Annotated in this window: 23 protein-coding genes; 12 read left to right on the plus strand and 11 right to left on the minus strand. The window is 63.6% G+C overall.

The features are described 5' to 3' along the window. Window positions 1–188: 188 nt before the first annotated feature. Window positions 189–2,231 (minus strand): threonine--tRNA ligase, encoded by a 2,043-nt coding sequence (thrS, locus tag ACOFKT_RS15450; protein ID WP_419807181.1) that lies wholly within the window; start codon window positions 2,229–2,231, stop codon window positions 189–191. 231 nt (window positions 2,232–2,462) lie between these two features. On the opposite strand from thrS, the gene ACOFKT_RS15455 reads away from it, so the two are divergent. From ACOFKT_RS15455 to ACOFKT_RS15465, 3 genes are all read left to right on the plus strand, one after another. Beyond that, entirely contained in the window at window positions 2,463–2,735 is a 273-nt protein-coding gene (locus ACOFKT_RS15455) for a hypothetical protein (RefSeq protein ID WP_419804878.1), read from the plus strand. Between the two features lie 71 nt (window positions 2,736–2,806). Further along, on the plus strand, window positions 2,807–3,316 hold the full coding sequence (locus tag ACOFKT_RS15460; RefSeq protein WP_419804879.1) for a cupin domain-containing protein: 510 nt from the start codon (window positions 2,807–2,809) through the stop codon (window positions 3,314–3,316). 263 nt (window positions 3,317–3,579) lie between these two features. Next, on the plus strand, window positions 3,580–4,206 hold the full coding sequence (locus ACOFKT_RS15465; protein ID WP_419804880.1) for an FMN-dependent NADH-azoreductase: 627 nt from the start codon (window positions 3,580–3,582) through the stop codon (window positions 4,204–4,206). A 145-nt stretch (window positions 4,207–4,351) separates the two neighbouring features. Here the strand turns inward: ACOFKT_RS15465 and ACOFKT_RS15470 are convergent, their stop codons facing one another. From ACOFKT_RS15470 to ACOFKT_RS15495, 6 genes are all read right to left on the minus strand, one after another. Further along, window positions 4,352–6,547: a hypothetical protein gene (locus tag ACOFKT_RS15470; RefSeq protein WP_419804881.1), complete on the minus strand. Its 2,196-nt coding sequence runs from the start codon at window positions 6,545–6,547 to the stop codon at window positions 4,352–4,354. A 133-nt stretch (window positions 6,548–6,680) separates the two neighbouring features. After that, window positions 6,681–7,772: a DUF7544 domain-containing protein gene (locus tag ACOFKT_RS15475; RefSeq protein ID WP_419804882.1), complete on the minus strand. Its 1,092-nt coding sequence runs from the start codon at window positions 7,770–7,772 to the stop codon at window positions 6,681–6,683. A gap of 70 nt (window positions 7,773–7,842) precedes the next feature. Then, window positions 7,843–8,676, minus strand: a complete 834-nt coding sequence (locus ACOFKT_RS15480; protein ID WP_419804883.1) for a hypothetical protein — start codon at window positions 8,674–8,676, stop codon at window positions 7,843–7,845. Between the two features lie 313 nt (window positions 8,677–8,989). Continuing rightward, entirely contained in the window at window positions 8,990–10,324 is a 1,335-nt protein-coding gene (gene trmFO / locus ACOFKT_RS15485) for a methylenetetrahydrofolate--tRNA-(uracil(54)-C(5))-methyltransferase (FADH(2)-oxidizing) TrmFO (RefSeq protein ID WP_419804884.1), read from the minus strand. Next, window positions 10,321–10,605 carry a type II toxin-antitoxin system RelE/ParE family toxin gene (locus ACOFKT_RS15490; RefSeq protein ID WP_419804885.1) on the minus strand — a complete coding sequence of 95 codons (285 nt, stop codon included), beginning with the start codon at window positions 10,603–10,605 and terminating at the stop codon, window positions 10,321–10,323. The genes trmFO and ACOFKT_RS15490 overlap by 4 nt, the downstream gene beginning before the upstream one ends. 69 nt (window positions 10,606–10,674) lie before the next feature. Then, complete coding sequence (locus tag ACOFKT_RS15495; protein ID WP_419804886.1) at window positions 10,675–10,974, minus strand: ribbon-helix-helix domain-containing protein; 300 nt, start codon at window positions 10,972–10,974, stop codon at window positions 10,675–10,677. 277 nt (window positions 10,975–11,251) lie between these two features. Between ACOFKT_RS15495 and ACOFKT_RS15500 the strand changes: the two genes are divergently transcribed. Beyond that, window positions 11,252–11,464, plus strand: a complete 213-nt coding sequence (locus tag ACOFKT_RS15500) for a hypothetical protein (protein ID WP_419804887.1) — start codon at window positions 11,252–11,254, stop codon at window positions 11,462–11,464. 67 nt (window positions 11,465–11,531) lie between these two features. Continuing rightward, window positions 11,532–12,293, plus strand: a complete 762-nt coding sequence (locus ACOFKT_RS15505) for an SDR family NAD(P)-dependent oxidoreductase (protein ID WP_419804888.1) — start codon at window positions 11,532–11,534, stop codon at window positions 12,291–12,293. A gap of 177 nt (window positions 12,294–12,470) precedes the next feature. Here the strand turns inward: ACOFKT_RS15505 and ACOFKT_RS15510 are convergent, their stop codons facing one another. Further along, window positions 12,471–12,986, minus strand: coding sequence for an N-acetyltransferase family protein (locus ACOFKT_RS15510; protein ID WP_419804889.1), 516 nt, complete (start codon window positions 12,984–12,986; stop codon window positions 12,471–12,473). A gap of 2 nt (window positions 12,987–12,988) precedes the next feature. Beyond that, window positions 12,989–13,729, minus strand: a complete 741-nt coding sequence (locus ACOFKT_RS15515) for a hypothetical protein (RefSeq protein WP_419804890.1) — start codon at window positions 13,727–13,729, stop codon at window positions 12,989–12,991. A 58-nt stretch (window positions 13,730–13,787) separates the two neighbouring features. Between ACOFKT_RS15515 and ACOFKT_RS15520 the strand changes: the two genes are divergently transcribed. The 5 genes from ACOFKT_RS15520 to ACOFKT_RS15540 all read left to right on the plus strand — a co-directional run bounded on the left by ACOFKT_RS15520 (window position 13,788) and on the right by ACOFKT_RS15540 (window position 18,983). Next, on the plus strand, window positions 13,788–15,089 hold the full coding sequence (locus ACOFKT_RS15520; RefSeq protein ID WP_419804891.1) for a 3-deoxy-D-manno-octulosonic acid transferase: 1,302 nt from the start codon (window positions 13,788–13,790) through the stop codon (window positions 15,087–15,089). Further along, window positions 15,086–16,153, plus strand: coding sequence for a tetraacyldisaccharide 4'-kinase (lpxK, locus tag ACOFKT_RS15525; protein WP_419804892.1), 1,068 nt, complete (start codon window positions 15,086–15,088; stop codon window positions 16,151–16,153). Before ACOFKT_RS15520 ends, lpxK begins: the two co-directional genes overlap by 4 nt. Then, window positions 16,150–17,325, plus strand: coding sequence for a glycosyltransferase family 9 protein (locus ACOFKT_RS15530; protein WP_419804893.1), 1,176 nt, complete (start codon window positions 16,150–16,152; stop codon window positions 17,323–17,325). Before lpxK ends, ACOFKT_RS15530 begins: the two co-directional genes overlap by 4 nt. Before the next feature lie 166 nt (window positions 17,326–17,491). Then, window positions 17,492–18,094 carry a methyltransferase family protein gene (locus ACOFKT_RS15535; protein ID WP_419804894.1) on the plus strand — a complete coding sequence of 201 codons (603 nt, stop codon included), beginning with the start codon at window positions 17,492–17,494 and terminating at the stop codon, window positions 18,092–18,094. A 79-nt stretch (window positions 18,095–18,173) separates the two neighbouring features. Continuing rightward, window positions 18,174–18,983 (plus strand): DUF3108 domain-containing protein, encoded by an 810-nt coding sequence (locus ACOFKT_RS15540; protein ID WP_419804895.1) that lies wholly within the window; start codon window positions 18,174–18,176, stop codon window positions 18,981–18,983. A 42-nt stretch (window positions 18,984–19,025) separates the two neighbouring features. Here ACOFKT_RS15540 and ACOFKT_RS15545 read toward each other — a convergent pair whose 3' ends face one another. Together ACOFKT_RS15545 and prmC are read right to left on the minus strand one after the other, a co-directional pair. Then, window positions 19,026–19,430 (minus strand): response regulator, encoded by a 405-nt coding sequence (locus ACOFKT_RS15545; protein ID WP_419804896.1) that lies wholly within the window; start codon window positions 19,428–19,430, stop codon window positions 19,026–19,028. 28 nt (window positions 19,431–19,458) lie between these two features. After that, the gene (gene prmC / locus ACOFKT_RS15550; protein ID WP_419804897.1) at window positions 19,459–20,322 is read right to left on the minus strand and encodes a peptide chain release factor N(5)-glutamine methyltransferase; all 864 of its coding nucleotides are present in this window, start codon (window positions 20,320–20,322) and stop codon (window positions 19,459–19,461) included. Window positions 20,323–20,580: 258 nt separating this feature from the next. Between prmC and ACOFKT_RS15555 the strand changes: the two genes are divergently transcribed. Continuing rightward, window positions 20,581–21,759, plus strand: coding sequence for an alpha/beta hydrolase family protein (locus ACOFKT_RS15555; RefSeq protein WP_419804898.1), 1,179 nt, complete (start codon window positions 20,581–20,583; stop codon window positions 21,757–21,759). Continuing rightward, window positions 21,756–22,808, plus strand: a complete 1,053-nt coding sequence (locus ACOFKT_RS15560) for a Gfo/Idh/MocA family protein (protein WP_419804899.1) — start codon at window positions 21,756–21,758, stop codon at window positions 22,806–22,808. Before ACOFKT_RS15555 ends, ACOFKT_RS15560 begins: the two co-directional genes overlap by 4 nt. The last annotated feature ends 79 nt before the right edge of the window (window positions 22,809–22,887 follow it).

Genomic DNA, 22,887 nt, shown 5'->3' on the forward strand with positions numbered 1-22,887 from the left:
CTCCCCTGATCTGGTCAGGAGAGTAGCCCCGCTCTCCTGAGCTGTCAAGGAGAGAGTTCGTGCTGCAGGTGAGCGGACTTGAATGCATCAGAACTGCAGTACAACAAAAACGTCCCGGCTCGAGAGCCGGGACGTTTCATCGAAGCGCCATGCGGTTGCGTAAACCGCTGCTTGCATTACCCACGCACTTACAAAGTCGCGCTTCTCTCCTTCACCAACCCCGCCGCCCGCGCCGCGAACTCACTCAGCGCAACCGAACCCTGGTCGCCCACGCCCCGCGTCCGCACACTCACCGCGTTTGACGCCGCCTCCTTGTCGCCCATCACCAGCACAAACGGCACCTTCTGCAAGCCAAACTCACGGATCTTCGCATTCATCTTCTCGTTGCGATCGTCCAGCTCCACCCGCAGCCCGATCGCCTCCAGCTCAGCCTTGACCTGCGAAGCATACCCGACATGCTTCTCACTAATCGGCACCAGCCCCACCTGCACCGGCGCCAGCCACAGCGGGAACGCACCCGCGTAGTGCTCGATCAGCACGCCAAAGAACCGCTCCACCGACCCGAACAGCGCCCGGTGCACCATGACCGGCTGGTGCTTCTCGCCGTCCTCGCCCGTGTACTCCAGCTCAAATCGCTTTGGCAGGTTGAAATCGAACTGCACCGTCGACAGCTGCCACAACCGCCCCAGCACATCCACCAGCTTCACATCGATCTTTGGCCCGTAAAACGCCGCTTCACCGGGAATCTCGCGGTATGGAATTTCCTTCCGCCCCAGCGCCGACTTTAGCGAGTTGATCGCCACTTTCCAGTCCTCCGCCGCGCCCGTGTAGTCCTGCGGCTTCGTCGCATCCCACGTGCTCAACTCCACCTTGAACTCGGCAAACCCGAACTTCTTCAACACCTCTTCCGCGAACTCGACGCACGCGACAATCTCGTCCTCAATCTGCCCCGGCGTGCAGAAAATGTGCGCATCGTCCTGCGTAAACCCGCGCACCCGCAGCAGCCCGTGCATGGTCCCCGACCGCTCGTACCGGTACACATTGCCCAGCTCCGCATACCGCACCGGCAAATCCCGATAGCTCTTCGGCGAGTTCTTGTAGATCAGAATGTGGCCCGGGCAGTTCATCGGCTTCAGCCGGTACTCCGCATCATCCAGCTCCATCGGCGAATACATATTGTCGCCGTAAAAGCCCTCGTGGCCGCTGATCTTCCAAAGCTCGCGCCGCATCACGTGAGGCGTCACCACCAGGTCGTACCCGCGCCGCAGGCACTCGGATTTCATCCAGTCCTCCATCTCCTTGCGGACGATGGCGCCCTTGGGATGCCAGAAGATCAGCCCCGCGCCCGCGATCTCCTGAATACTGAACAGGTCCAATTGCTTGCCCAGAACGCGATGGTCGCGCGCCTTGATCTCCTCCAGGTGCTTGAAATGCGCGTCCAGCTCCTTCTTCTGAAAAAACGCCGTGCCATACAGCCGCTGCAGCTGCGGATTCTTCTCATCGCCCAGCCAGTACGCACCCGCCAGACTCATCACCTTGAACGCGCGCACCCGTCCTGTCGACGGCACGTGCGGCCCCCGGCAAAAGTCCAGGAACTCGCCGTTGCGATAGAAGCTCACATTCTCGCCGGCTTTGGTGAACTTCGACACAAAGTGCACCTTCATGAAGTCGCCCTGCTCCTGGTACCCGCGCAGCGCCTCCTCATGCCCGATCCACTCATGCCGGAACGGCTCATTCCGCGCCACCACCTCCGCCATCCGCGCCTCGATCGCGATCAGGTCCTCCGGCGTAAACGGTGTCGGCCGCAGAATGTCGTAGAAAAACCCGTAATCCGTCGCCGGCCCGTGGCCCAGCTTCACCTCCGGAAACAGCTCCGTGATCGCCGTCGCCATCACGTGCGCGGCCGAGTGCCGCACCACCCGCAGCGCCTCCGGGTCGGTCTCCTTCAGCAGCCAAAGCTGTACCGACTCGTGCAGCGGCTCGGCCAGGTCCACCACGCGCTCCGCCGTCGCCACATCGCCGTACATCGCCTCTTCGGTCTGCGCCCCGCCATGTGGCGCGTCGGTCTGCTCCTCGGCCCCTTCGGTCGTCCCCGCACCACCCGACACCCGAATCTTCGCCACCACCACGGCCTCGGCCAGCCGCGGCGAAATGCTTTGCGCAATCTGAAACGGCGTCGTGCCCTGCGGCACATCGCGCGTGCTGCCATCCGGCAGCGTGATCTGAATCATTGGCTCGCTCACATCCACAGAATACTTGGCTCTGCTACGGCGCGGTTGCCTGCGCCCCTGTGCTCTTTCGCAGCAAAGCCGTACACGGAGGTGGCATGCCAACCCGGCACCGGGCTACAGCACCATCCAGCGAAGTTGCAATCCTTGAACGCGGAAGTGGCATGGCAACGCCCGCCCGCCAGACCGAAGATAGCAATTGTTGCAACACTTTCTCCTCTGGAGGCTTCTCCCATGTCTATTACCTGCCTGCTCTCGCACACCTACAGCGACCTGCGCTGCCCCGTCTGCGGCGAAGGCTTTCTGATCCTCGCCAGGGCCGAAAACCTGACCAGCCGCATGCAGGTCCGCCGCAAAGTCGGTGAGGCCCTGCGCGCGCAACACACCCACCTCGGCGCCACTGGCGTCCACACCGCCGCACCCTTCACCGTCGCCGCCGACAACTGCAGCCCCATCGAGTGGCTCCACCTTCCACTCACCTTTACCGGAGGCGCCGCCGCGATCTAATCCAACCGGCCCCGAAGAAGTTGCGACCCGCCCAGGACGAGTTCGCAACCGGCCATGTATCCTGCCGACCTATGACCAGCCGTCGCGATCTCTGTCTTTCCCTCACCGCGTTCGCCGCCCTGTCGCAGTTCTCTGACGCCACCGCGCAGCAGCCGCAGCAGCACGTCGACGGCGAGGCTGCCAACCACGCACCCAGCGGCTCTGGCACGCCCAGCGGCACGGCCCTGCTCCAGGACAACACGATCTTCAGCGCCGGCAAGCTCCCCATCCGAAACAGCGCCATCGGCTCGTCCCAGGCCGTCACCCACGGCACCCTGCCCACCGGCGAAGGTGTCGAGCTCCACAACAGCACACTGCTTCCCGGCCACGAACCGCACCCGCCTCACCAGCATGAGCACGACGAGTTCCTCTTTATTCGTGAAGGGCAAGTCGACTGGCTCATCGACGGCACTCGCCACCCCGCCGGCCCCGGCGACATCCTCTACGCCGCCTCCAACGTTCTACACGGCATGCGCAACACCGGCACCACCACCGCCCGCTACTTCGTCCTCGCCATCGGCCCCAACCTCAGATCCGCCTAGCGTCCTTCGCAGCTGGCCGAATCCGGCGCGCCTCCCGCACGCACTGTCCCACCCCCATTGTCATTTCGACCGGAGGTTCAACAGCTTCACCGTTGGACCGCAGCGGAGAAACCCGCATTTCGCAGTTCATGCAGGCACCACCTTGCACGCCGCGAACATTTCCACCTTTTCCTGAACCTCCATTCCCGAACCAGTCATCCAAGCAGATAGTTCGACATCGAAGGGTATCGGACCCAACCGAACTCACCTCAGGAGCACCATCCATGGCATCACTTCTTCGCATCGACAGCAGCCCGCGCGGCAACGCGTCCGTCTCCCGCCGCCTCGGCGACACGTACACCGACGGATGGAAGGCCGCGCACTCCGGCAGCACCGTTACCACGCGTGACCTCGCCTTCCAGCAGCCCACGTATGTCGATATCCAGTGGATCCAAAGCGTCTATACTCCGCCCGACCAGCAAACCGATGCCCACAAGGCCGCCCTGAAGCTCAGCGACGAAATCATCGCGGAGGTGGAGGCCGCCGACACCATCCTGATCACCTCGCCGCTCTATAACTTCAGCATCCCTGCCGTGCTCAAGGCCTGGATTGACCACCTCGTCCGCGCCGGCAGAACCTTTGCGTATGTGAACGGCGCACCTCAGGGCAAGGTTCACGGCAAGAAAGCCGTCATCATCCTGGCCAAGGGCGGCGACTACAGCGAAAGCAGCCCGATGCACGCACTGGACAACGCCACGCCGTACCTCAGGACGATCCTCGGCTTCCTCGGCATCACCGACGTCACCTTCCTCGACGCGGGTGGCGTCAGCATGTACCCGCACAAGGGCCAGACCGAAGAGCAGTTCCTGGAACCGCTCCAGCAAAAGGCCAGGGAACTGGTCACGGCCTGATGCGGCAAGCACGTTCGTCTGCAGGCGAACGTGCTTCCCACACTACAAATGGAGCGTTCCGCCCCTGTCGCGGCGCTTCGGCTTTGTCGGCAGCAAAACGCGACGCTCGTTCTAGCGTCGGACGTTGTTCGACAACAGGACTTTGCTATTGGCGAGCAACAACGAGAAACATGCCCAGTTCATCGAAGAGTGCTTTGGCATGAATTTCTAAAGTCGTTTGCTCCTCGGACGGAAACGCGTCTGACACCAGCACGAAGCTTGTACCGCGTGGGAACTGCGCTATTTTGGCCCGCAAGAGAGCTTCACTCTTCTCGGTGTATTGAGCGATCGTGTGATTTTCCCTCCGGCCGGAACGGTAGAGTCTCACCCGGTAGGGTGCATTTGACAAAGCAGCGAGTTGCTTTAATCGTGTGCACATCTGCTCTCCAACGCACCGATTCAAAACCTGGGAGATGAATTCCTGGTCGGCAAGCCAGGCTTGGTTCGCGATAAGTGCGGTAGCTAGGTTTTCCCCGAAACCTCGCTGCTCCCAGTTGCCCACCATTTCCCCTGGCCTCCGTGCCTCAAGAGCAGCCGCTTTTCCGCTCCAGGTGTCAGACCACCGCAGGTAACGGTTCCAGATCGGCTCTTTGGCTCGCTTGTCTCCGTAATACATCAGGTAAATTAGGGCATCCATGGCAACCTGAGGGTCCGGGTCGTCGACTGCTTCCATGGCGACATCGGTAACCACAGGACCAGACGTGTACGTTGCGACATCCTGAAACACGGAGTGATTGCAGGCAGAGTTTTCTCCACCTCTCGCCGCCACTGCCCGTTGCAGAAGCCCCTTTGCCTGCTCTGGGGCGAACTCGACAACATAGGCCAACGCTGCACTTTGGGGTGCACACGCCCAACGCCCAACGTTCCTTGAGAGTTTTTCACGCACCGAAGGAAGCGCAGATCCGGTCCCGAAACGAGCAAGAAGCCCCGCCAGAGCTGTCTCTCTGGTGTAGCTCGTTTCCTTCAGCAGCGCATCAGCCCAGACAGTCTCGAACTGTGGCATCTTCTGATCCCCTAAGAAAAATAGATCCTTCTCTGTCAAAGAGGGTGAGGCGGAGCCGACTTGCTGCATAGCGACTCTGGTTGCTTCGTCGGGATCGAGGTTGTACCAGCGCGAAAGGGCGACAGCCTTGAGTTCTCTTGTTGCATAAACTGTGGATAGATTGTTGGCGGGATCGTCCAGCGGCAGCTCAGCCAGCTTCCGTAGAGTCGGCTCCATCGCATCGGATCGCAGCAAATCCCAATGGAACAGCAAGGCAGCCGATTGCCGCTCCGGGGAAAGGTTCAGGAAGGCTCTGGAGAGAATGGAGCCGAGTTGCGCTTTCTCCTGAACGTCAAGCCTGCCTGGTGGCTGGCTGAGGAGCGTTTCCGCCGTGATCGCGAGAGCTTTGCCGCTCTTGCCAGAGAGCGAGGCTAAGCACTTGTGCCAGGCAAGCTCTCGAAAGCGGGCCGAATCCTCCCTGCCGGAGGCGCTCTCGTCGTTGTTTAGAAGCTGCGCTTCGACGGTGAGGAACCAACTCGAAATGGGAAAGTTTGGATCGTCGATCTCAACCTGCATCGCATGGACGGCCTCATCGCGCAAGGACTTGGGAAGTCCGATCAGCCCAAAGGAGTATGCGTAGAGCTCATCCTGCCGGTCATCACGTATCCCTGCTGCCATAACTTCGATCGCTTCCTTGCTGCGCAGAAAACGGATGTCCGCGATGGCGTTTGTCCGTGCTTCAGGGGTCATGCCTTGAGTCGCAGGTGTTGCGCGCAGGGCCGTCAGAGCGGTCTTCAGCCGGAGCTCTTGCTCTTCCGAAGTTACCGGCGCGATGTGAACTTTCAGAGCATTCGACCGGAGCTCTACCGTGCCAGGCTTCCCGGGCTCAGACACTCTGTAACTTCTCACCCTCACGTCGTAGTCTCCAGGCTGGTCGAAGCGAACCCATTCGTTCAGGTCCAAATCGATCAGCTCAGTGGTACTCGAAAGCGCTACGGAGCTGCTGATTCCACCGCCTGCGTAACCGTTCGCAAAGTACGCGTCGAGAGGATCCGCCCACCCCTGTCGCGGACTTACATCGAACTGCTCGGACTGCATCCTTCCGCTGCGGTCGTAGCGCGCCAGGTTGATCTCGTACCGGTTGACGGAAGTGGAAGAGAAGCTGAGTTCCAGAGGAATACGTTCACCGATATGGAACACGCTTTCTCCAGTTTTTACCCGTAGGCTGAAAGCAGGATCGGATTGCGCGCGAAGATTCCTCATGCTGCAAAGGCAGCCGCAGACGATCGCCATCAACAAGTAAAGAGTGGCCCGATTCATAGAACCTCTCAGAGAAGCTTTCTGTATCAACCCGCTCGCCAGCCGCTTCGCCCATCAGAACAGGTCTTAGACCGCGGAAAGCAGATTCCTTTCGGCCTGAATCGCCTACAGGAGAAGGGCTTCCGTCCTGCCCCTACGCCAGCGCCGGGTCCGCCGGAAACCCCGGCCCGCCACCGCCGTCCTCGTCCCCTGGCAGCGAGGGCGGCGGCGTCCACACCGGCACCGCCGGCGACGGCTGCAGGTACTGCCCCAGCAGCGGGTACCGCCCACCCAGGAAGTACAAACTCCACGCCCGCGCAAACATCAGCAGCGTGCCGGCCGACGCCACATACAGCACCGTCCAGATCGCCCCCACCACAAACAGCGCAATCACTCCCAGAATTCCCAGCAGCACCCACGCCGCCGTGCCAGACGTGTGGACAAAGGTCCACAACAAAGCCCCGACCAGGCCGAACGGCAGCAGCAGCACCATCAGCACAAGTAATAGCGCAGCGATCAAGCCCAGCCCCAACAGAAACAGAAACACCGGCTGCAAAATTGCGAACCCCAGCATGCCTGGCACATCCGCCCGGAAGATCTGCCAGCCCCGCCGTAGCGCCGCGCCAAACCGCAAGTCTTCCATCGCCACCCCGGGCAGCACCAGCGCCGTCACAAACCGGATCAGCATGATCGCCAACAGCGCAATCGCGAACACCTCCGCAAAGGCCACCAGCAACACCGGCCAGTTCAGCGTTGGAAAGTGACCCGGCGCACCCGCAACCGGCCGCGCCGCCTTCAGAAATGCAACAAAGATTGGAATCGCCGGAATCAGCAGCGGCAGAAGCACGACCAGCACGCCGATCATGATCGTCACCTTCAGCCCGGCCCACCGCCACGTCTGGCGCCCGTGCCGCGCCCACGCCGGCCCCACCATCGAGTCGCGCAGCACCAGGATGTCGAATTGTGCCAGTTGCAGTCGCGACCCCAGGTAGAGGAACACCACAAAAAACAGCAAACCGAAGAACAGTGCCACGGCCGCGATGGCTACCAAAATCGATGCCGCCACGCGATCGTTGTTGGCGCCATTGCCAAAGTTCACGTTGAAATTGAAGCTCGTCCCCAGCTCCGCACCGAACGCCACCAGTGACAGTTTCAGAAGCCGCCCCCACCGGCGGTCCTGCCACATCAGCGCCTTGGTGTGCTCCCAGGCCGGTCCTATCGCTTCACTTGCGGAGTAAACGCGCATCGCAACTCCTCCCTAACAGCCGTGCACACAAGATATGTGAACCGGCCGTGGTTGGTTGCTCGCGCTGCGGTCAGCGCCGCCCGGATTTTGCCGTCGGTGCTACCGCGGGCGCTCCCGCCGTCACCATCACCGGCCCCTGCAGCATCATGTCGTGCCTCACGGCCTTCACCAGCAACGTGATCCCGTCTACCGCCGCATACAGTTCGCCGTCATCCCCACGCACCTCCGCACGCAACCAGTACTTTCCAGGTGGCAGCGCACCGGCAAAACTGCCGTCCGGCTTGATATCCAGCGATTTTGAGAATCGCTGTGTGTTGTAAACCTCTAAAAGGCCGTTGCGCACCGTGCGGCTGCGCGGCAGGCGCACCACGCCGCCAACCGGCACCAGCGGTACCGCAATCTTGCCCATGGTGGCGGCTCCCCCTTCGCGCTGCGGCGGCGGTGCAGGCGCGGGCGCTTGCGCGAGTGCGGCCATCGCACCTTCGGCCGGCAAACCGCCGCCCCGCTTCAGCGCGGTCACCTCCGCACACGAGATGGCGGGCAACGCCGGATGAGCATTCGGCGCACCGTGCGCCTGCGCCAGCAGCGGCAGCGCAGTCCCGGCCAGCACGGCTCCCGCCAACGCCGGTGCACGCCACATCGAGGCGGTGCCCGAAATGCTCGGCGGCGGCTCCGAAAGCAGCATCCCGCCATCTGGCAGCCGTGTCACGCGTGCACAAAAGTTCCCAGCAGTCCGCTCCACCAGCGTGCGCAGCTGCGCCCCGGTCAGCAGGGACACGTCCACCACGTCGGAGTTGCAGCGCTGGCAGTGCCGGCGCGCCGGTCCACCCTCGCCCATCGCATTCCAGTCTTCTCCGCACGGTGCTGGAATCAGCAGATCAAACGGCAACGGCTTTGGCGGCATGCGGCGCTCCTCGGGTGCTTGCAGTAAAGACACCGCGGCCCGAGGATTGGTGCCGCGCGTTCGATTGAAATTCCTGTCAAGCCCCTCTATCAGCTAAGCTCATTATTTGCAAACACTTACCTGTGGCACGGTTTCCCTGCAAACTTCTTACAATAGAAACAGCGCGAAAAAACAGGGGCCGCCCGTCGCGTCTGAAAACCACAAACAGCTCCTAACTTCTGCGAGAAGAGGAACTTACGCCCAAGTTCTTCTCCACGAAGAACTTGGGCGGGCGGCAAACAGCTAAGTCTTTGCGAAAGAGGAACTTACATTTTTAACGGGGAGGGGGGTCACCCACCATCCACTCCTGCCACGCCGCCAGGCCGCGCTCGCACTGGATGCGGTGCCGCTCCTTCTTATCGCGCACCTTGCGCCGCAACTCTTCCTCGAGCGGCGGCAGAAGGTCAAACGTGATGTTCGCCGGCTGAAACCGCTTCGCATCTGCATGCGTAATGTAGTGCACCAGCGATCCGTTCGCGCTCAACCGCGGCGCAGCAACCGGCTGCTCGCCACGCGCAACCGCCGCCGCATACCGCCCCGCCAGCATGCCGCCGGCGATCGACTCGGTGTAGCCTTCCACGCCGCTCAACTGCCCGGCGACGAACACGTTCGGGTGCGCCCGCAGCTGCAGCGTTTCCGTCAACAGCGACGGCGAATGAAGGTACGTATTCCGGTGAATCTGCCCGTAGCGCAGAAATTCGGCGTTCTCCAGCCCGGGAATCAGCCGCAGCACCGTCTTCTGGTCGCCGAACCGGATGTGGTTCTGGAAGCCGACCAGGTTGTAGCTGTCCGCGCGCAGGTTCTCCTGCCGCAGCTGCACCACGGCATACGGCGTTTGGCCGGTGCGCGGATCGCGCAGCCCCACCGGCTTCATGCAGCCAAACCGGAGCGTGTCGCGCCCGCGCCGCGCCAGTTCTTCAATCGGCAGGCAGCCTTCGAAGTAGTCGAGCCGCTCCCACGCCTTCGCCTCCACCTCGTGCGCGGCGACCAGGGCGTCATAGAAACGGCCGTACTCCTCGCGGGTAAACGGGCAGTTGATGTAGTCCGCCGTGCCCTTGTCCCAGCGCGCCGCAAAGTACACGCGCTCCATGTCGATCGTCGTGGCGTCCACCACCGGCGCGATGGAGTCGTAGAAGCTCAGGTGCTCGGTCCCCGTCAGGCGCTGCAATTCCGCCGCCAGCGCCGGCGAGGTCAACGGTCCGGTGGCCAGCATCGTCAAGTGCTCCGCATCTTCGTCGATCCGCGTGACCTCTTCGCGCATGACCGTGATGCCCGGCTCCGCGGCAATGCGCTCTGCCACACGCCGCGAAAAGTGGACCCGATCGACGGCAAGCGCGTGCCCCGCCGGCACGGCGCAGGCGTCCGCCTCCTGTAGCAGAACGCATCCGGCGACCCGCATCTCCTGCTTCAGGAGCCAGGGCGCGGTGTTTTCGCTTTCGCTCTTCAGCGAGTTCGAGCAGACCAGCTCGGCAAAGTCCGCGGTCTGATGCGCCTCGGTCGAGCGGTGCGGCCGCATTTCAAACAGCGTTACCTCGCACCCGGCCAGCGCCGCCTGCAGCGCTGCCTCCGGCCCGGCCAGTCCGCCACCGATGACGTGTATTTTCTTCATCGCAAACGCTCGGAAAGGTTTCGGCTTCCGTGGATGACGCGCTCGATGCGAACGGTATCTTCATCAATCCAAAACAGGATAACGTAGCTGCCTTTTACTGCAAGCCGCACACCATTACCGATTTCCGGGCGCAAACGAAACAGGTGAGGCTGCGAACCGATGCGAGCAAACTCCTCGCGAATCTCGCGAACGAAGCTCACGGCCCGTTCCGGGCTGCCTTCCGCGATCCAATCGCCTATCGCTTCCAGATCGCTCTCTACATACTCTGAGAGCTCAAGCATGATTGGCTCCAGGGCCAAATACATGTTCTATCGATGTGGGCAATCGACCGGCGTTTATTGGGCTTCCTCTCAAGCCTGCTTACCCGACCGCGCCTGCTCGACCGACATGGACTGATATTTCTGCTCCAAGCGTTCCAAAACCTGATCGGCCGGGATACCCGGTTTTCTGCTGTCGCGAGCCTCGGACCAGAGACGTCGCAGCTCATCCAGATCGGGTGCCTGCACCTTGCGGTTCTGAGCCCATTCACGCAAGGCGTCTCGTATCACCTCGTTTGAGGACGCGTACTCGCCTGTCTCGACCACGGCGCGCACCTCAGCCAGCATCCGCGGAGGAAGATCAACGCTGATGGATTCAACTGCGGAACTCATACGCTCGCCCTCTCAACGATCTTCTGCCATGATCAGCGTAGCTGTGCGCCGAGTTCGAGGCAAGCTTTCGCGCCAAGCCGTAAGCAGCTTAGCGCGGATACTTTTTACGTCGTTGCCGGATGTGCTTTCCGAACCCGTGCAGATTTCCCTCCTTCAGCGCGGGTGCTGCCGTGGCGTTCCGCTCAGCAGATGCGGTGCTTGCTCGCGCTGAAGGAACCATTTCACGAACGTCTGCGTATTTTCTGTTGCGTTAACGTCGCGCGCTGGAGCATGTGCCATGCTGCTTGCCATTCTGGTCGTCCTTTTCCTTCTACATCGCCGCCGCTGGTATGGCTACGGCCCGTGCTGGGGCTATCCGTATTACCGCGGCTACGGTCCATACGGCGCTGCGAGCTACGGCTATGTCTGGAACGGGTACTCGTGGCAGCCCAATTACGGGTCGTACTACGTCTATCCGTACGGCTATTACCGTCGCCCATACGGCTGGTAAGCGCCATGCCGCGCAAGGACGCACTGTCTTGCCCTGTTCGGTGCATCCCACCGTGTGAGGGCAAGACATGTATTCCTTTCAAGACAAGATCGTTCTGGTCACCGGTGCCGGTTCGGGCATCGGTGAGGCCGCCGCGCGCGCTTTTGCCAAGGCAGGCGCCACCCTGGTGCTGGCCGACAAAGACAAATCCGGATTAAAGAAGCTGACTGAAGAGCTGGGCGAGAGCCGCGGCATGGCCCGCGTGATGAATACGAGCGATCCGGACGACTGCGAAGACCTAGTCAAGGACGCCGTCAAAAAGTTCGGGCGGCTGGACGTGCTGGTGAACGACGCCGGTGTGGACCACATGGGCGCCGTGGATGAGGGCAGCCTGAAGGAGTGGACGCGGATCATGGGAACCGACTTGAACGGTTACTTTTACATGATCCGTTTCGCCATTCCGCACCTGCGCAAGTCCAAGGGCTGCGTCGTCAACGTGTCGAGCGTTTCGGGCCTGGGCGGCGATTGGAATCACTCGTTCTACAACGCGGCGAAGGGCGCCATTACCAACTTCACGCGCGCGCTGGCGCTGGATGAGGCGAAGCACGACGTCCGCGTGAACGCGGTGAATCCGTCGCTGGTCTACACCGCCATGACGCGGGCGATGAAGGCAAATCCCAAGCTGATCAAGAAGTTTGAGGAACGCATTCCGCTGGGCCGCGGCGCGGAGCCGGCCGACATCGCCGGGCCGATTCTGTTTCTGGCAAGCGAAGCTGCGCACTTCGTCACGGGCGTGAATCTGCCGGTAGACGGGGGCCTGACCGCGTCGAACGGACAGCCGCCGTTGTAGTGGCTTGGGGATTGGGTGGTGAGTGTTCACGCCAGCAACGTTTGTGGGCGCGGGCAGAAAATGCGGGTTTCTCCGCTGCGCCCCACGGTGAAGCTGTGGAGCTTCGGTCGAAATGACAAGTTTTCAGTGATACCGGGTTTAGACACTAACCAGTTCTGCGGGTCACGAGAGCGCGAGCTAAAGCTCGTGCCTCGCTTCAACGCCTGCGGCGAGCCGCGCGAGTGCATCGCCGGTAAGCCGCAGGTTTAGCCACTCGCGCAGCACGCTCGCGCCCATGCTTTCGTAAAACCCGAGTGATGGCGTGTTCCAGTCCAGGCACTCCCATTGAAAGCGCGTGCAGCCGCGCTCCACCGCGATTTGCGCCAGCCGCTGCAGCAGCGCCTTGCCGAAGCCGCGGCCGCGGTACTCGGGCCGGACGAACAGGTCTTCCAGGTAAAGCGACGGCCGTCCCTCCCAGGTGGAGTACTGAAAGAAGTACAAGGAAAAGCCAGCAACCGCGTGTCCGCTGTCCGTCTCTGCTTCCAGCATCAGGCAGCGAAAATACGGCTCCGGTCCGAAGCCGTCGCGCAGCAGGTCGGTCTCGGTCGCCTTGGCGGCATCTGGCTCGTGTTCATACAGCGCAAGCTCGCGGATGAGCGCGGCGATCTCTGGCACGTCGGCGGGTGTCGCATCGCGAAGGCGGAACGCGTTCATGCTCAGAATTTACCGTTCTGCTGCTTCGCGGAGGTACCGTGGATGCCATCGGTGTCCTGGGCCGGGCTGTCCTTCGCGGCAGCGGCTTTGGCTGCCTTCTCGGCATCGACATACTTTTCCAGCGGCACGGAAAAGGCGAACAGCTCGGTGTGTTTTGCATCCGCGAAGTGCGCCTGCTTCAGGTAGATCTCCGCGTGGCGCAGGACGGGGTCGTCCAGGTCGCGCGTGTCGTAAAACAGAAAGCCCGTTGCCGTGGCGTGCGGCGCGACCGTGGTTTCGGTGAAACTGAAGTCCTTGTCGTCATCCAGGATCTTCTTGTCCACGGGCGTGGAGTGATACGTGATCGGCGTGCCGGGAATGTGGCGCGGCTGGATGTCTTTGAAGCGGAAAAGCCGGCGATTCAGTTCGTCGGGCGTGGCGGCTGGCAGCTTTGTGCCGTCGGCTGCGATGAACTGGATGCGAACATCGCTCAGGTCGAGCGGCGTGTCGCTGTCGTTCTTGACGAACAGGCGAATGGGCAGAATGCTGTGACCCACATAGTCGTTGCGGAAGAAGTCTGCCTTGCCCCGTGTGTCAAACGGTTCCGCCGCGACGGTGACCTTGTCTTTCTCATGTGTATCGCGGGCAGCCACGGTGCTGGCGTCGGGCGCGGGCGGCGCCTTTTTGGCGGCGTGCAGCGCGGGCACGGCGCACAAGACGGCGGCAAAGGCGATCGCTCGTGAGGTGTAGGGAAGCAGGCGCATACGCTTATTAGACGCCGGAGAAGGTGCTCGGAGACGATACAGTGAGGCAGTCACTTCGATGATCCTGTACTCGTTTGCATTGTTGCTTGCGCTGGCGCTGAGCTCCCCGGTTTGGGGCTGGCGCATGCTGCGGCAGCGACGCTACCGGCGAGGTTTGCGCGAGCGGCTGGGCGGGGTGCCAGAGCGGGTCGCCGCGTTCGTGGCGGGCCGGCCTACCGTTTGGGTACACGCCGTCAGCGTGGGCGAAACGCTGGCCGCCGAGCGGCTGGTGCGCGAACTGGAAGCGGCGCTGCCGGGCTATGCGGTCGTGGTCAGCACGACCACGCCAAGCGGGCAAGAGGTTGCTCGCGAACGCTTCGGCGCTGACCGCGTCTTCCTGTATCCGCTGGACTTTGCCTTTGCGGTGCGCCCCTGCCTGCGGGCGCTGCGGCCGTCACTGCTGCTGCTGATGGAAAGTGAGCTGTGGCCGCGCATGCTGGACGAATGTGCCCGCGCGGCTGTGCCGGTCGCGGTGGCCAATGCGCGCGTGAGCGACCGATCGCTGCCGCGCTACCGTGCATTGCGAATGCTGTGGCGGCCGCTGTTGCGCAAGCTATCGTTGCTGCTGGCGCAAAGCGAGCAGGATGCAGCGCGCTGGCAGCAGATTGGCGTGCCGGCAGACCGCGTGGTGGTCAGCGGGAATTTGAAGTACGACATCGCAACAGATCCTGATTCGCCGCTTTCGCAACAGGTCCGCGCACATTTGACGCCGGGTGCGCGCGTTCTGGTGGCGGGCAGCACGCACGAGAGCGAAGAGGCTGCCGTGGCCGAGGCGTTCGCGGTGGTTGCGGACACGGAGCATTCGCCCACGGTGCTTGTGCTGGCACCGCGCCACCCGGAGCGCAGCGGTGCTGTTGCCGGGCTGATGCAGCGAGTTGGCCTGAACGCTGTCCTGTTGAGCCAGTGGCGCGGCGACCCACGGCCGATTGCGGACAAAGCCGTGCTGCTGGTCGACACCGTTGGTGAACTGGCGCCGCTGTACGCCCTGGGCGCGGGAGCGTTCGTGGGCGGCAGCCTTGTTGCAAAGGGCGGCCACAACCCGCTGGAGGCCGCGCAGTTTGGCGTGCCGGTCGCGATGGGGTCGCACTTTGAGAACTTTCGCGCGATGGTCGATGCGATGCGCGCGCAACAGGCCATCACGATCGTAGAGGACGGCGAACTGGCGCTGTGGTTCTCCGATTGTCTTGCAGCGGAGGCCGATGTGGCCGCTTCCGGTGAGCGCGCCCGGGCCTTTTGTGCGTCGCAGCGCGGCGCAACGGAGCGCACGGTGCTGGCGCTGGTGCCACTGGCGCGGGGCGGCGCCGAGAGCGGGCGCCCATGAGCGCGCGACGTCCGCTGCTGCTGCCGCTGGTGCCGTTGTACCGCGCCGGCCTTGCGGTCAAGAACTGGCACTTCGATCGCAACCGCGACGCTGCCCGTGAGCTGCGCGACACGGTGATCAGCGTCGGCGGCTTATCTGCGGGCGGCTCTGGAAAGACGCCGTTCCTGATCGCGCTGGCAACCCTGATGCGGGAACTGGGCTACGCTCCTGACGTGCTGTCGCGCGGGTATGGACGAACGACGAAAGGCGTGTTGCGCGTGGATCCGCAGGGTACGGCGGCGGAGTTCGGGGACGAGCCGCTGCTGCTGGCGCGCACGCTGGGCGCCCCGGTGTATGTGGGGGCGGAGCGGCATGCGGCAGGCTTGCGTGCCGAAATGGAGCTTCCCGATTTTCACCGCGGTGTGCATCTGCTGGATGACGGCTTTGCGCACCGCCGCCTCGCGCGTACTGTGGACATCGTCCTGCTGACCGAAGAGGACGCGCGGGATCACGTGCTGCCTGCGGGCAACCTGCGGGAACCGATGACGGCACTGCGTCGCGCCGACATTGTGGTGCTGCGCGCAGGCGAATCGGAGTCGCTGAAACACGCGTTGGGAACGGCCCTGGACCGGGCGACGCGCGTCGTTCGCATCTGGGAGATCTATCGCCGCATGACGCTTCCCGCCGCGATGCCAGCGCGGCCGCTGGTATTCAGCGGCATTGCGCGGCCAGCTGACTTTGAGCTGGCACTGGAATGCCGCGGCGTGCATGCCGCGGCAACGAAGCGATTTCGCGATCACCACCGCTACACGCAGACCGATGTGGACGCGCTGGTACAGCAGGCGCGGCAGAGCGGGGCGGATGGGTTTGTGACCACATCGAAGGATGCGGTGAAACTGGACGATTTGATGCTAGCGGCATTGCGCGCGCATGGCGTTCTTGCGGTGGCGGATGCGGTGGTCACGTTGGTGGATCGTGAACGATGCGCGGAGGACCTGCGGCAGTTGCTGCGCGAACGCACGCGGCTGGGGCAGCACATTGTTGGTCCGAAGCCGGGAACGACGCTGGGCGGGCGGCCGCGATGAGCGCCGCAGGCGAGGTCGCGGCGAACACAGCACCGCGCATCCTGATTGTGCGCGTGGGAGCGATGGGCGATGTGCTGCATGCGCTGCCTGCCGTGGCGAAGCTGCGGGAAGCGTTGCCGGAGGCGCATCTCGGCTGGGCCGTTGAGCCGCGATGGGCACCGCTGCTGCGGGCGGAGGGCGCGACCGCACGCGACCCCGACCGCATGCCGCTGGTTGACGCCGTACACCTGGTTGAGGCGAAGCAGTGGAACAAGCGGCCGCTTTCGCTGGAAACGGCGCGGAGCATCGCGGCGCTGCGCCGTGGATTTCGCGGATCGCGGTATGACCTTGCGATAGACCTGCAGGGCACGTTGCGCTCTGCCGTGATCGCACGCATGAGCGGCGCGAGATACGTGGTCGGCAGCGCGACGCCGCGCGAGCGAATCGCCCGGCATCTGTATCGAAGCAGGGTGCCGCTGCGCTCGATCCACGTGACGGACCAGGCATGGGAATTGATAGAGAGCGCGATGCGAACTGCTCGCGACGTGGATGGGAACACCGCTTCCACCGGAACGGAAGAGGAGCATCGCTCTGCTAAGCAGGGTGGCATTGCTGTGCTGCCGCGCGATGCGGCTGCGGAGGCCTGGTGGGGGGAGCGGCGCGGCGCGTTGTACGGCGACCGGGGTCCCGTTCTGCTTGCCGCAACGGCGGGCTGGGGCGCAAAGGAATGGCCGCCCGCGAGGTTTGCCGAACTTGCTATTGAGTTGGCTGCCAGCGGCTACTGCGTACTGCTGAACACCGCTCCGGGTGAGGCCGACCCGGTCACGCTGCAGACGGTCCTGCTTTCCCGCGACCGCGACAGGGCATTGTCGTGGAACGTGGTGACGTTGCCGGCGACGCTGCCACAACTGATCGCCGCCACGCGTGAGGTGAAGGCCGTCATCGCCGGCGACACGGGGCCATTGCATCTTGCCGCCGCACTGGGCGTGCCAGCCGTCGGCCTGTTCGGGCCGACTGCACCCGAGCGCACGGGGCCGCGGCATGCGCGTGCTGTGAACCTGCGTGACCCGTCGAGCAAGACCGACCACCGCCGACACCGGCAGACTGAAGCTGGTCTGGCGCAACTCTCAGTAGAGGCGGTACTAGATGCCTTCCACGCAGTTGTGCGGTCAGCACAAAGTACGGAAGGCTAAGCGGCCCGGCCCACCTCCACTGCAAAGAACGCGGCTAAGGTGGGGGTACGGTACTGTGTGCGTGGCTGGGCGACTATGTGGCAGGGCATCACGTGAGAGGGCGCGATAATAAAGTGTTGCCGCGACGTTCGCGCGCACCGATTCGCCGCGAAAGGTCGGCTGACGCTTGAAAGAAAGCTGGGTCGCCGATAAAAGCTGGGCTGAGCGCGCGGTGCGCCGGTTTCGCGTGCCGCTTGGCTTCCTGTTCGCGGCCGCGTTTCTGGTGTTTGCGCGGCCCTCGGCGGCGTCGCTGCTGTGGTCGCTGCTGCTGGTTCTGCCGGGGCTGTGGCTGCGTGGCTACGCTGCCGGATACGTGAACAAGAACGCGGAGATCACGCAGACCGGACCGTATGCCTGGACGCGGAACCCACTGTATTTGGGCAGCCTGCTTGCGGCGGCGGGCTTCGTCGGCGCCGGGCGAAACGTGTGGCTGTTGCTTGCATTTCTGCTACTGTTCGCTGCCATTTATGGGCCGGTGATCTGGTCGGAGGAGCAGTTCCTGCTGCGCCGCTTTCCCGGGTACGCCGCGTACATGCGCGCCGTGCCGCGGCTGTTTCCCAGCCCGTTTCGCCATGCACGGACGAGTACCGGAACACAGACAGCGGGCTTTTCTTCGCAGCGCTATCGCAAACACCGCGAGTACAATTCAGCCGTAGGGGCCACGCTGCTCTATGCGGTGCTGCTGACGCTGCTTTTGCTGCGGCTGCATGGCATTCTTCCCGGGCACTAGCGGCGACCGCGGCTGCACCCGCCCACACGTGAAAGGGGCCAGACGCGTTTTGTTGCTGTTGTGCCGTAGCCGGTTTGCCGTGCCCCCACTTCTCGCGTTGCTGTGTTTGTTCCTGCTGCCCGCAGCCGTCGTGCGCGCGCAGAGGGAGGGCATTCCGCCCGCCACCGCGCCGCCGGTGTCGCCGCCGGCCCCGGGCTACAGTTATCCGCAGCATCAGACGCTCACCTACACTGTCGACTGGCGCGTGTTCACGGCCGGCCGGGTGCAGTTTCAGTTGGACCAGCAGGGCGGCATTGCGCGTGTGCAAGCCACGGCCGACACCGTGGGCGCGACCAACATGATCTATCAGGTCATCGACCGCTTCCAGTCCACATTTAACCCGCAGACGAACTGCTCAGGCGGCTTCACCAAGCAGACGCAGGAGGGCCGCCGCAGAATTCAGAGCGAGCTGGTCTTTACGCCAGGTGCGGGTGCGCCGCCGAGTCGTCCGCCCGGCGCGCTGGGTACGCAGGCGTTGGCCGAGCGCAACCTGGTCAAGGGCACCACGAAGCAGCAGCAGGGCCAGATTCCGGCGTGCTCGATTGATTCGCTGTCGGGCATCTTCTATGTCGGTTCGCAGAACCTGCAGATCGGCCAGGACCTGCACCTGCCGCTGGCGGACGCGATGCGCACCGTGGGCGTTACGGTCAAGGTGGAAGCGCGCGAGGAAGTGAAGACACCGGCGGGCACCTTCAGCACGATTCGCGTGCAACCGACCGCGGATGCCGGTGTGGTGAAGAATCGCGGCACCATCACCATCTGGTACACCGATGACGCGCGGCACATTCCGGTACAGATTCGCGCCAAACTGTTCTGGGGCACGCTGATCTTCCACCTGCAATCCATGTAAGCCGTTCCACGAACGGCTTCAGCGGCCAGATGAAATGCGCCTCTAAGGATTTTCCCGCTCTAATTCTTCCTCATGGTCCAGCAGTTCCCGGGTTTCTGCAGGAAACAGGCGCTGCAGGGCTTTCAACAACTTGGGCGGGGCAAAGCTCTTAACCATCACGTCAGGCTGCCGCGTGTCCTCGGGCGTGAAACCATCGCCGACCACGACCAGCTTGACCTCTGGCAAGTCGCGCAGGGTTTGCAAAAGAGGCACGGCGCGGCCGTCGAGCGTTATCCCGTTAATCACGACCGCGCTGACTTTTGAAAATTTCTGGAGCAGCACATCTGCTTCTTCGCAGGAATACGCGGTCATCACGTTGTACTTGGCAGTTTCCAGCACAAGCTTGCGCGTGGAGATGCTGCTGGCGTGCTCAGAATCGATAACGAGGAAGCAGGGACGGATGGGCACACAACTCCTTACATACAGCCGTGACTTGTTAGTTTCGCCGGGCGGAGACAATACGCGCAATCCCCTGCAGATCTTGGCGCGTGACGGCATCATGAAAGCCCTCCGCCAACATGCGATGGATCAGATCCACGCGTCCACCTGTCTCCAACAGAAGCAATCCGCCTGGTCGCAGGTGCGAATGCGCCTCAGGTATAAGCCTTCGATAGATGTCGTGGCCGTCCTCGCCTGCAAACAGCGCAAGGTGAGGCTCATGGTCACGCACCTCTGCATGAAGTGTGGGTGCATCGGTGAGTGGGATGTATGGCGGGTTCGACACAATGACGTCGAAGCACTCGCCGTCGCTGGCCGCGGCGAGCAGGTCCGATTCGACGAGGTGTACGCGATCGGCCGCGCCGAGTGCATGCGCGTTCCGCTGCGCAATTGCGAGCGCCGCAGGTGAAATCTCAAAGCCGGTCACCAGGCTGAGCGGCAGTTCCAGCGCGAGCGTGACCGCGAGTATGCCGGAGCCGGTTCCCACGTCTGCAATGCGCAGGGGTGTGTTGCGGTCCGGCGTGGCTTCAAGAACCGCGGCAACGATGTCCTCGGTTTCAGGCCGAGGAATCAGCACGTCGGGCGAGACGATGAAGTCGCGGCCGTAGAACTCCTGCGAGCCGCGCAGGTGCTGGATCGGCTCGGCTTGCAGGCGTCGTTGGACCAGCGTGTGCAACGCCTGCACTTCTTCGTGACCTAAGAGTCGATGCGGTGAAGCCAATTGCTGCGCGCGACAAAGCCCGGTCGCCAACTCGACAAGCTGCGGCGCATCCTGCCGTGCGCGGTCGCGCAGGTCGCTTCGCATGGCGAGCATGGTCGCGGTTTGCTGCAGGGCGGTGCGGAGGTCAGACGGTGGCGTCATGTGCCTTTGTATTGTGCGGCACATGCGGCACTGCGGGCTGTCGGCTCACGTTAGAAAGCAGGCGCGGCGTCAGTGCCTGCCATGTGCCTCACCCGTTTGCCTGTCCCACGTCCTAAACTGGAAGGGATGCACGAAACGTTGGGCGTGGCAGGGTTGGTTGAAGCGGGAACGGTTGGAGAGACCCGCTGGAGGGAGATGCTCCGTTGTTTGGGCCGGTTGCGGCACCGAAGCCGGGCGTGTTGGTTGCTGTGTGCTTCGTTGCTGTGTGCCCCGTTACTGCGGGCCGGCGCAGCGAGTGCTGACACAGCCCGCGCCGGCAGCTTTCATGCAGGCGTACATGCGCTGGACCTGCACCCCAGTGGGAGCCGCAACTGGCGCGGTGCCGCGGCGGGCGTGCTGCACTGCACGGTGTGGTACCCGGCCGATGTGTCGGCGTCGGAAACACCGCAGGAGTTCGCTCCCGCCGGTCTGCCGCCGCTGTTTCATGCTGGCAGCGCCGCCACGAATGCGCCGCTGGCGCACGGAGCGGCAAAACTGCCGCTAGTCGTTCTGAGCCACGGCCTGGGCGGCAGCGCCGACCAGTTCGGCTGGCTGGCGCCCGCACTGGCCAGGCGCGGTTACCTGGTACTGGGCGTGAACCATCCCGGCAACAACACGCTGGAACCGTACACGGCGGAAGGTGCGCTGCTGTGGGGCGAGCGAGCGCTTGATGTTTCCGACGCGATCGATGGTCTGCTGGCGGACGCAACCTTTGGAGCGCACGTGGACGCAAGCCGCATCGGCGCCGTGGGTTACTCGCTGGGCAGCGAGACGGTGCTGGCATTGGCCGGGGCGCAGGTAGACCAGCAGCGTTTTTTTGATTACTGCCTGGGCCATCGCAGCGCAGCCACGTGCGGCATTCCGGCTGTCAGCAACGCGCGGACGCCCGAGGATCTGCTGGCGGCGGTGCGGGCCTCCAGTGCGGACGCTCTTCTGCACGAGAATGAGTCGCATCGCGATGCACGCATTCGCGCGGTGTTTGCGATGGCGCCGCCGCTGGGCGAGGCCTACTCCGCCGATTCGTTTGCGTATGTGAACGTGCCCGTGACGCTGGTCGCCGGCGCGGCAGACACGCTGGCACCGCCGGCCAGCAATGCCGAGCGCTTTGCCAACTGGCTGCCGGGGGCCAAGATTGCCGTGCTGCAAGGGGCAGGTCATTTCACCTTTCTGGATACCTGCACGCCCGAGGGCGTGAACTTCGCCCCGCAGTTTTGCCAGGACCCGCCCACCGTGAACCGCGAGACTGTGCACACGAAGACCACCGGCATGGTGCTCGCCTTTTTCGATCGGACGCTGCGCGCCGGCGGTGCCGCCACGGCGACCGTGGTGGATACGCGTCCGGTGCACTCGGGGCTGCTGTCGCGGCCGGCGGTCCAGGCCGGAAAGGCGCTGCGTTGAGCGGCGCCGCGGTTCCAGTACTGCGCATCGCGGTCATCGGCTGCGGTGCGTTCGGCCGCAACCACCTGCGCGTTTATGAGGCCCTGACCTGCCTGGGGGAGCCGGTGGAGATCGCCGCCGTGGTCGATCCCAACCCGGGTGCGCGCGAATCCGCGGAGCTGGCGCACGGTGTGCCGGGATACCGCAGCGTTGAGGAGATGCTTGCCGCGGGGCTGGAACTGGACGCCGCGAGCGTCTGCACTCCCACGATCCACCACGCCGACGCCGCCGTGGCGCTGCTTGCAGCGGGGCTGGACGTGCTGATCGAGAAGCCGATCGCACCGTCGCTGGAGGACGCGGACCGCATCCTGGCTGCCGCGGCCGAACATGGGCGCCTGGTGCAGGTGGGACACCTGGAGCGTTTCAATCCAGCGGTCACGGCCGCGCTTCCGCTGCTGCACCGCCCCATGTTTTTTGAGGCGCACCGGCTGTCGGTCTTCACCCCGCGGTCGCTGGATGTAGACGTGGTGCTGGACCTGATGATTCACGACCTGGATGTGGTGCTGGCGCTGGCCAACTCACCCGTTCGTGAGGTGCGCGCCGTAGGTCTGCCCGTGCTCTCGCGCGAGGTCGACATTGCCAATGCGCGCGTGGAGTTCGAATCGGGCGCGGTCGCGAACTTCACTGCGTCACGGGTGTCCACGGAGCGGGTGCGCAAACTGCGCTTTTTTCAGCCGCACCAGTATCTGTCGCTCGACTTTGCCCGGCAGGATTTGCTGATGATCGACGTGACCGCGGCGGCGTCGCTTACGATGCAGCAGTTGGAGGCGCTGTTTGCGGCGGGCAAAAACGACGCGACCGATGCTGCGCATCCTTCGCAGGGCTTGTCGTTGCGCAAGATTCCCACTGAGCCCGGCGAGCCACTGCGGCTGGAGATTGAAGCATTTTTGAACAGCGTGCGGTGCCGGGATGTGCCACGCGTCAGGGGCGCGGCGGCGCGCGATGCACTGGCGCTGGCGCTAACCATCCAGGGCAGTATCCGGGAGCACCGGGAGCGCAGCGGCTTGTAGCGGGCGTCGGTCCGGAATGATCGAAGTCGAATGGTTCGAGGAATGCCTTGCGGCTGCTTCAAGGAAAGCCTCCTGCAGC

Source organism: Terriglobus sp. (genome assembly GCF_965201105.1).
Lineage (GTDB): Bacteria > Acidobacteriota > Terriglobia > Terriglobales > Acidobacteriaceae > Terriglobus.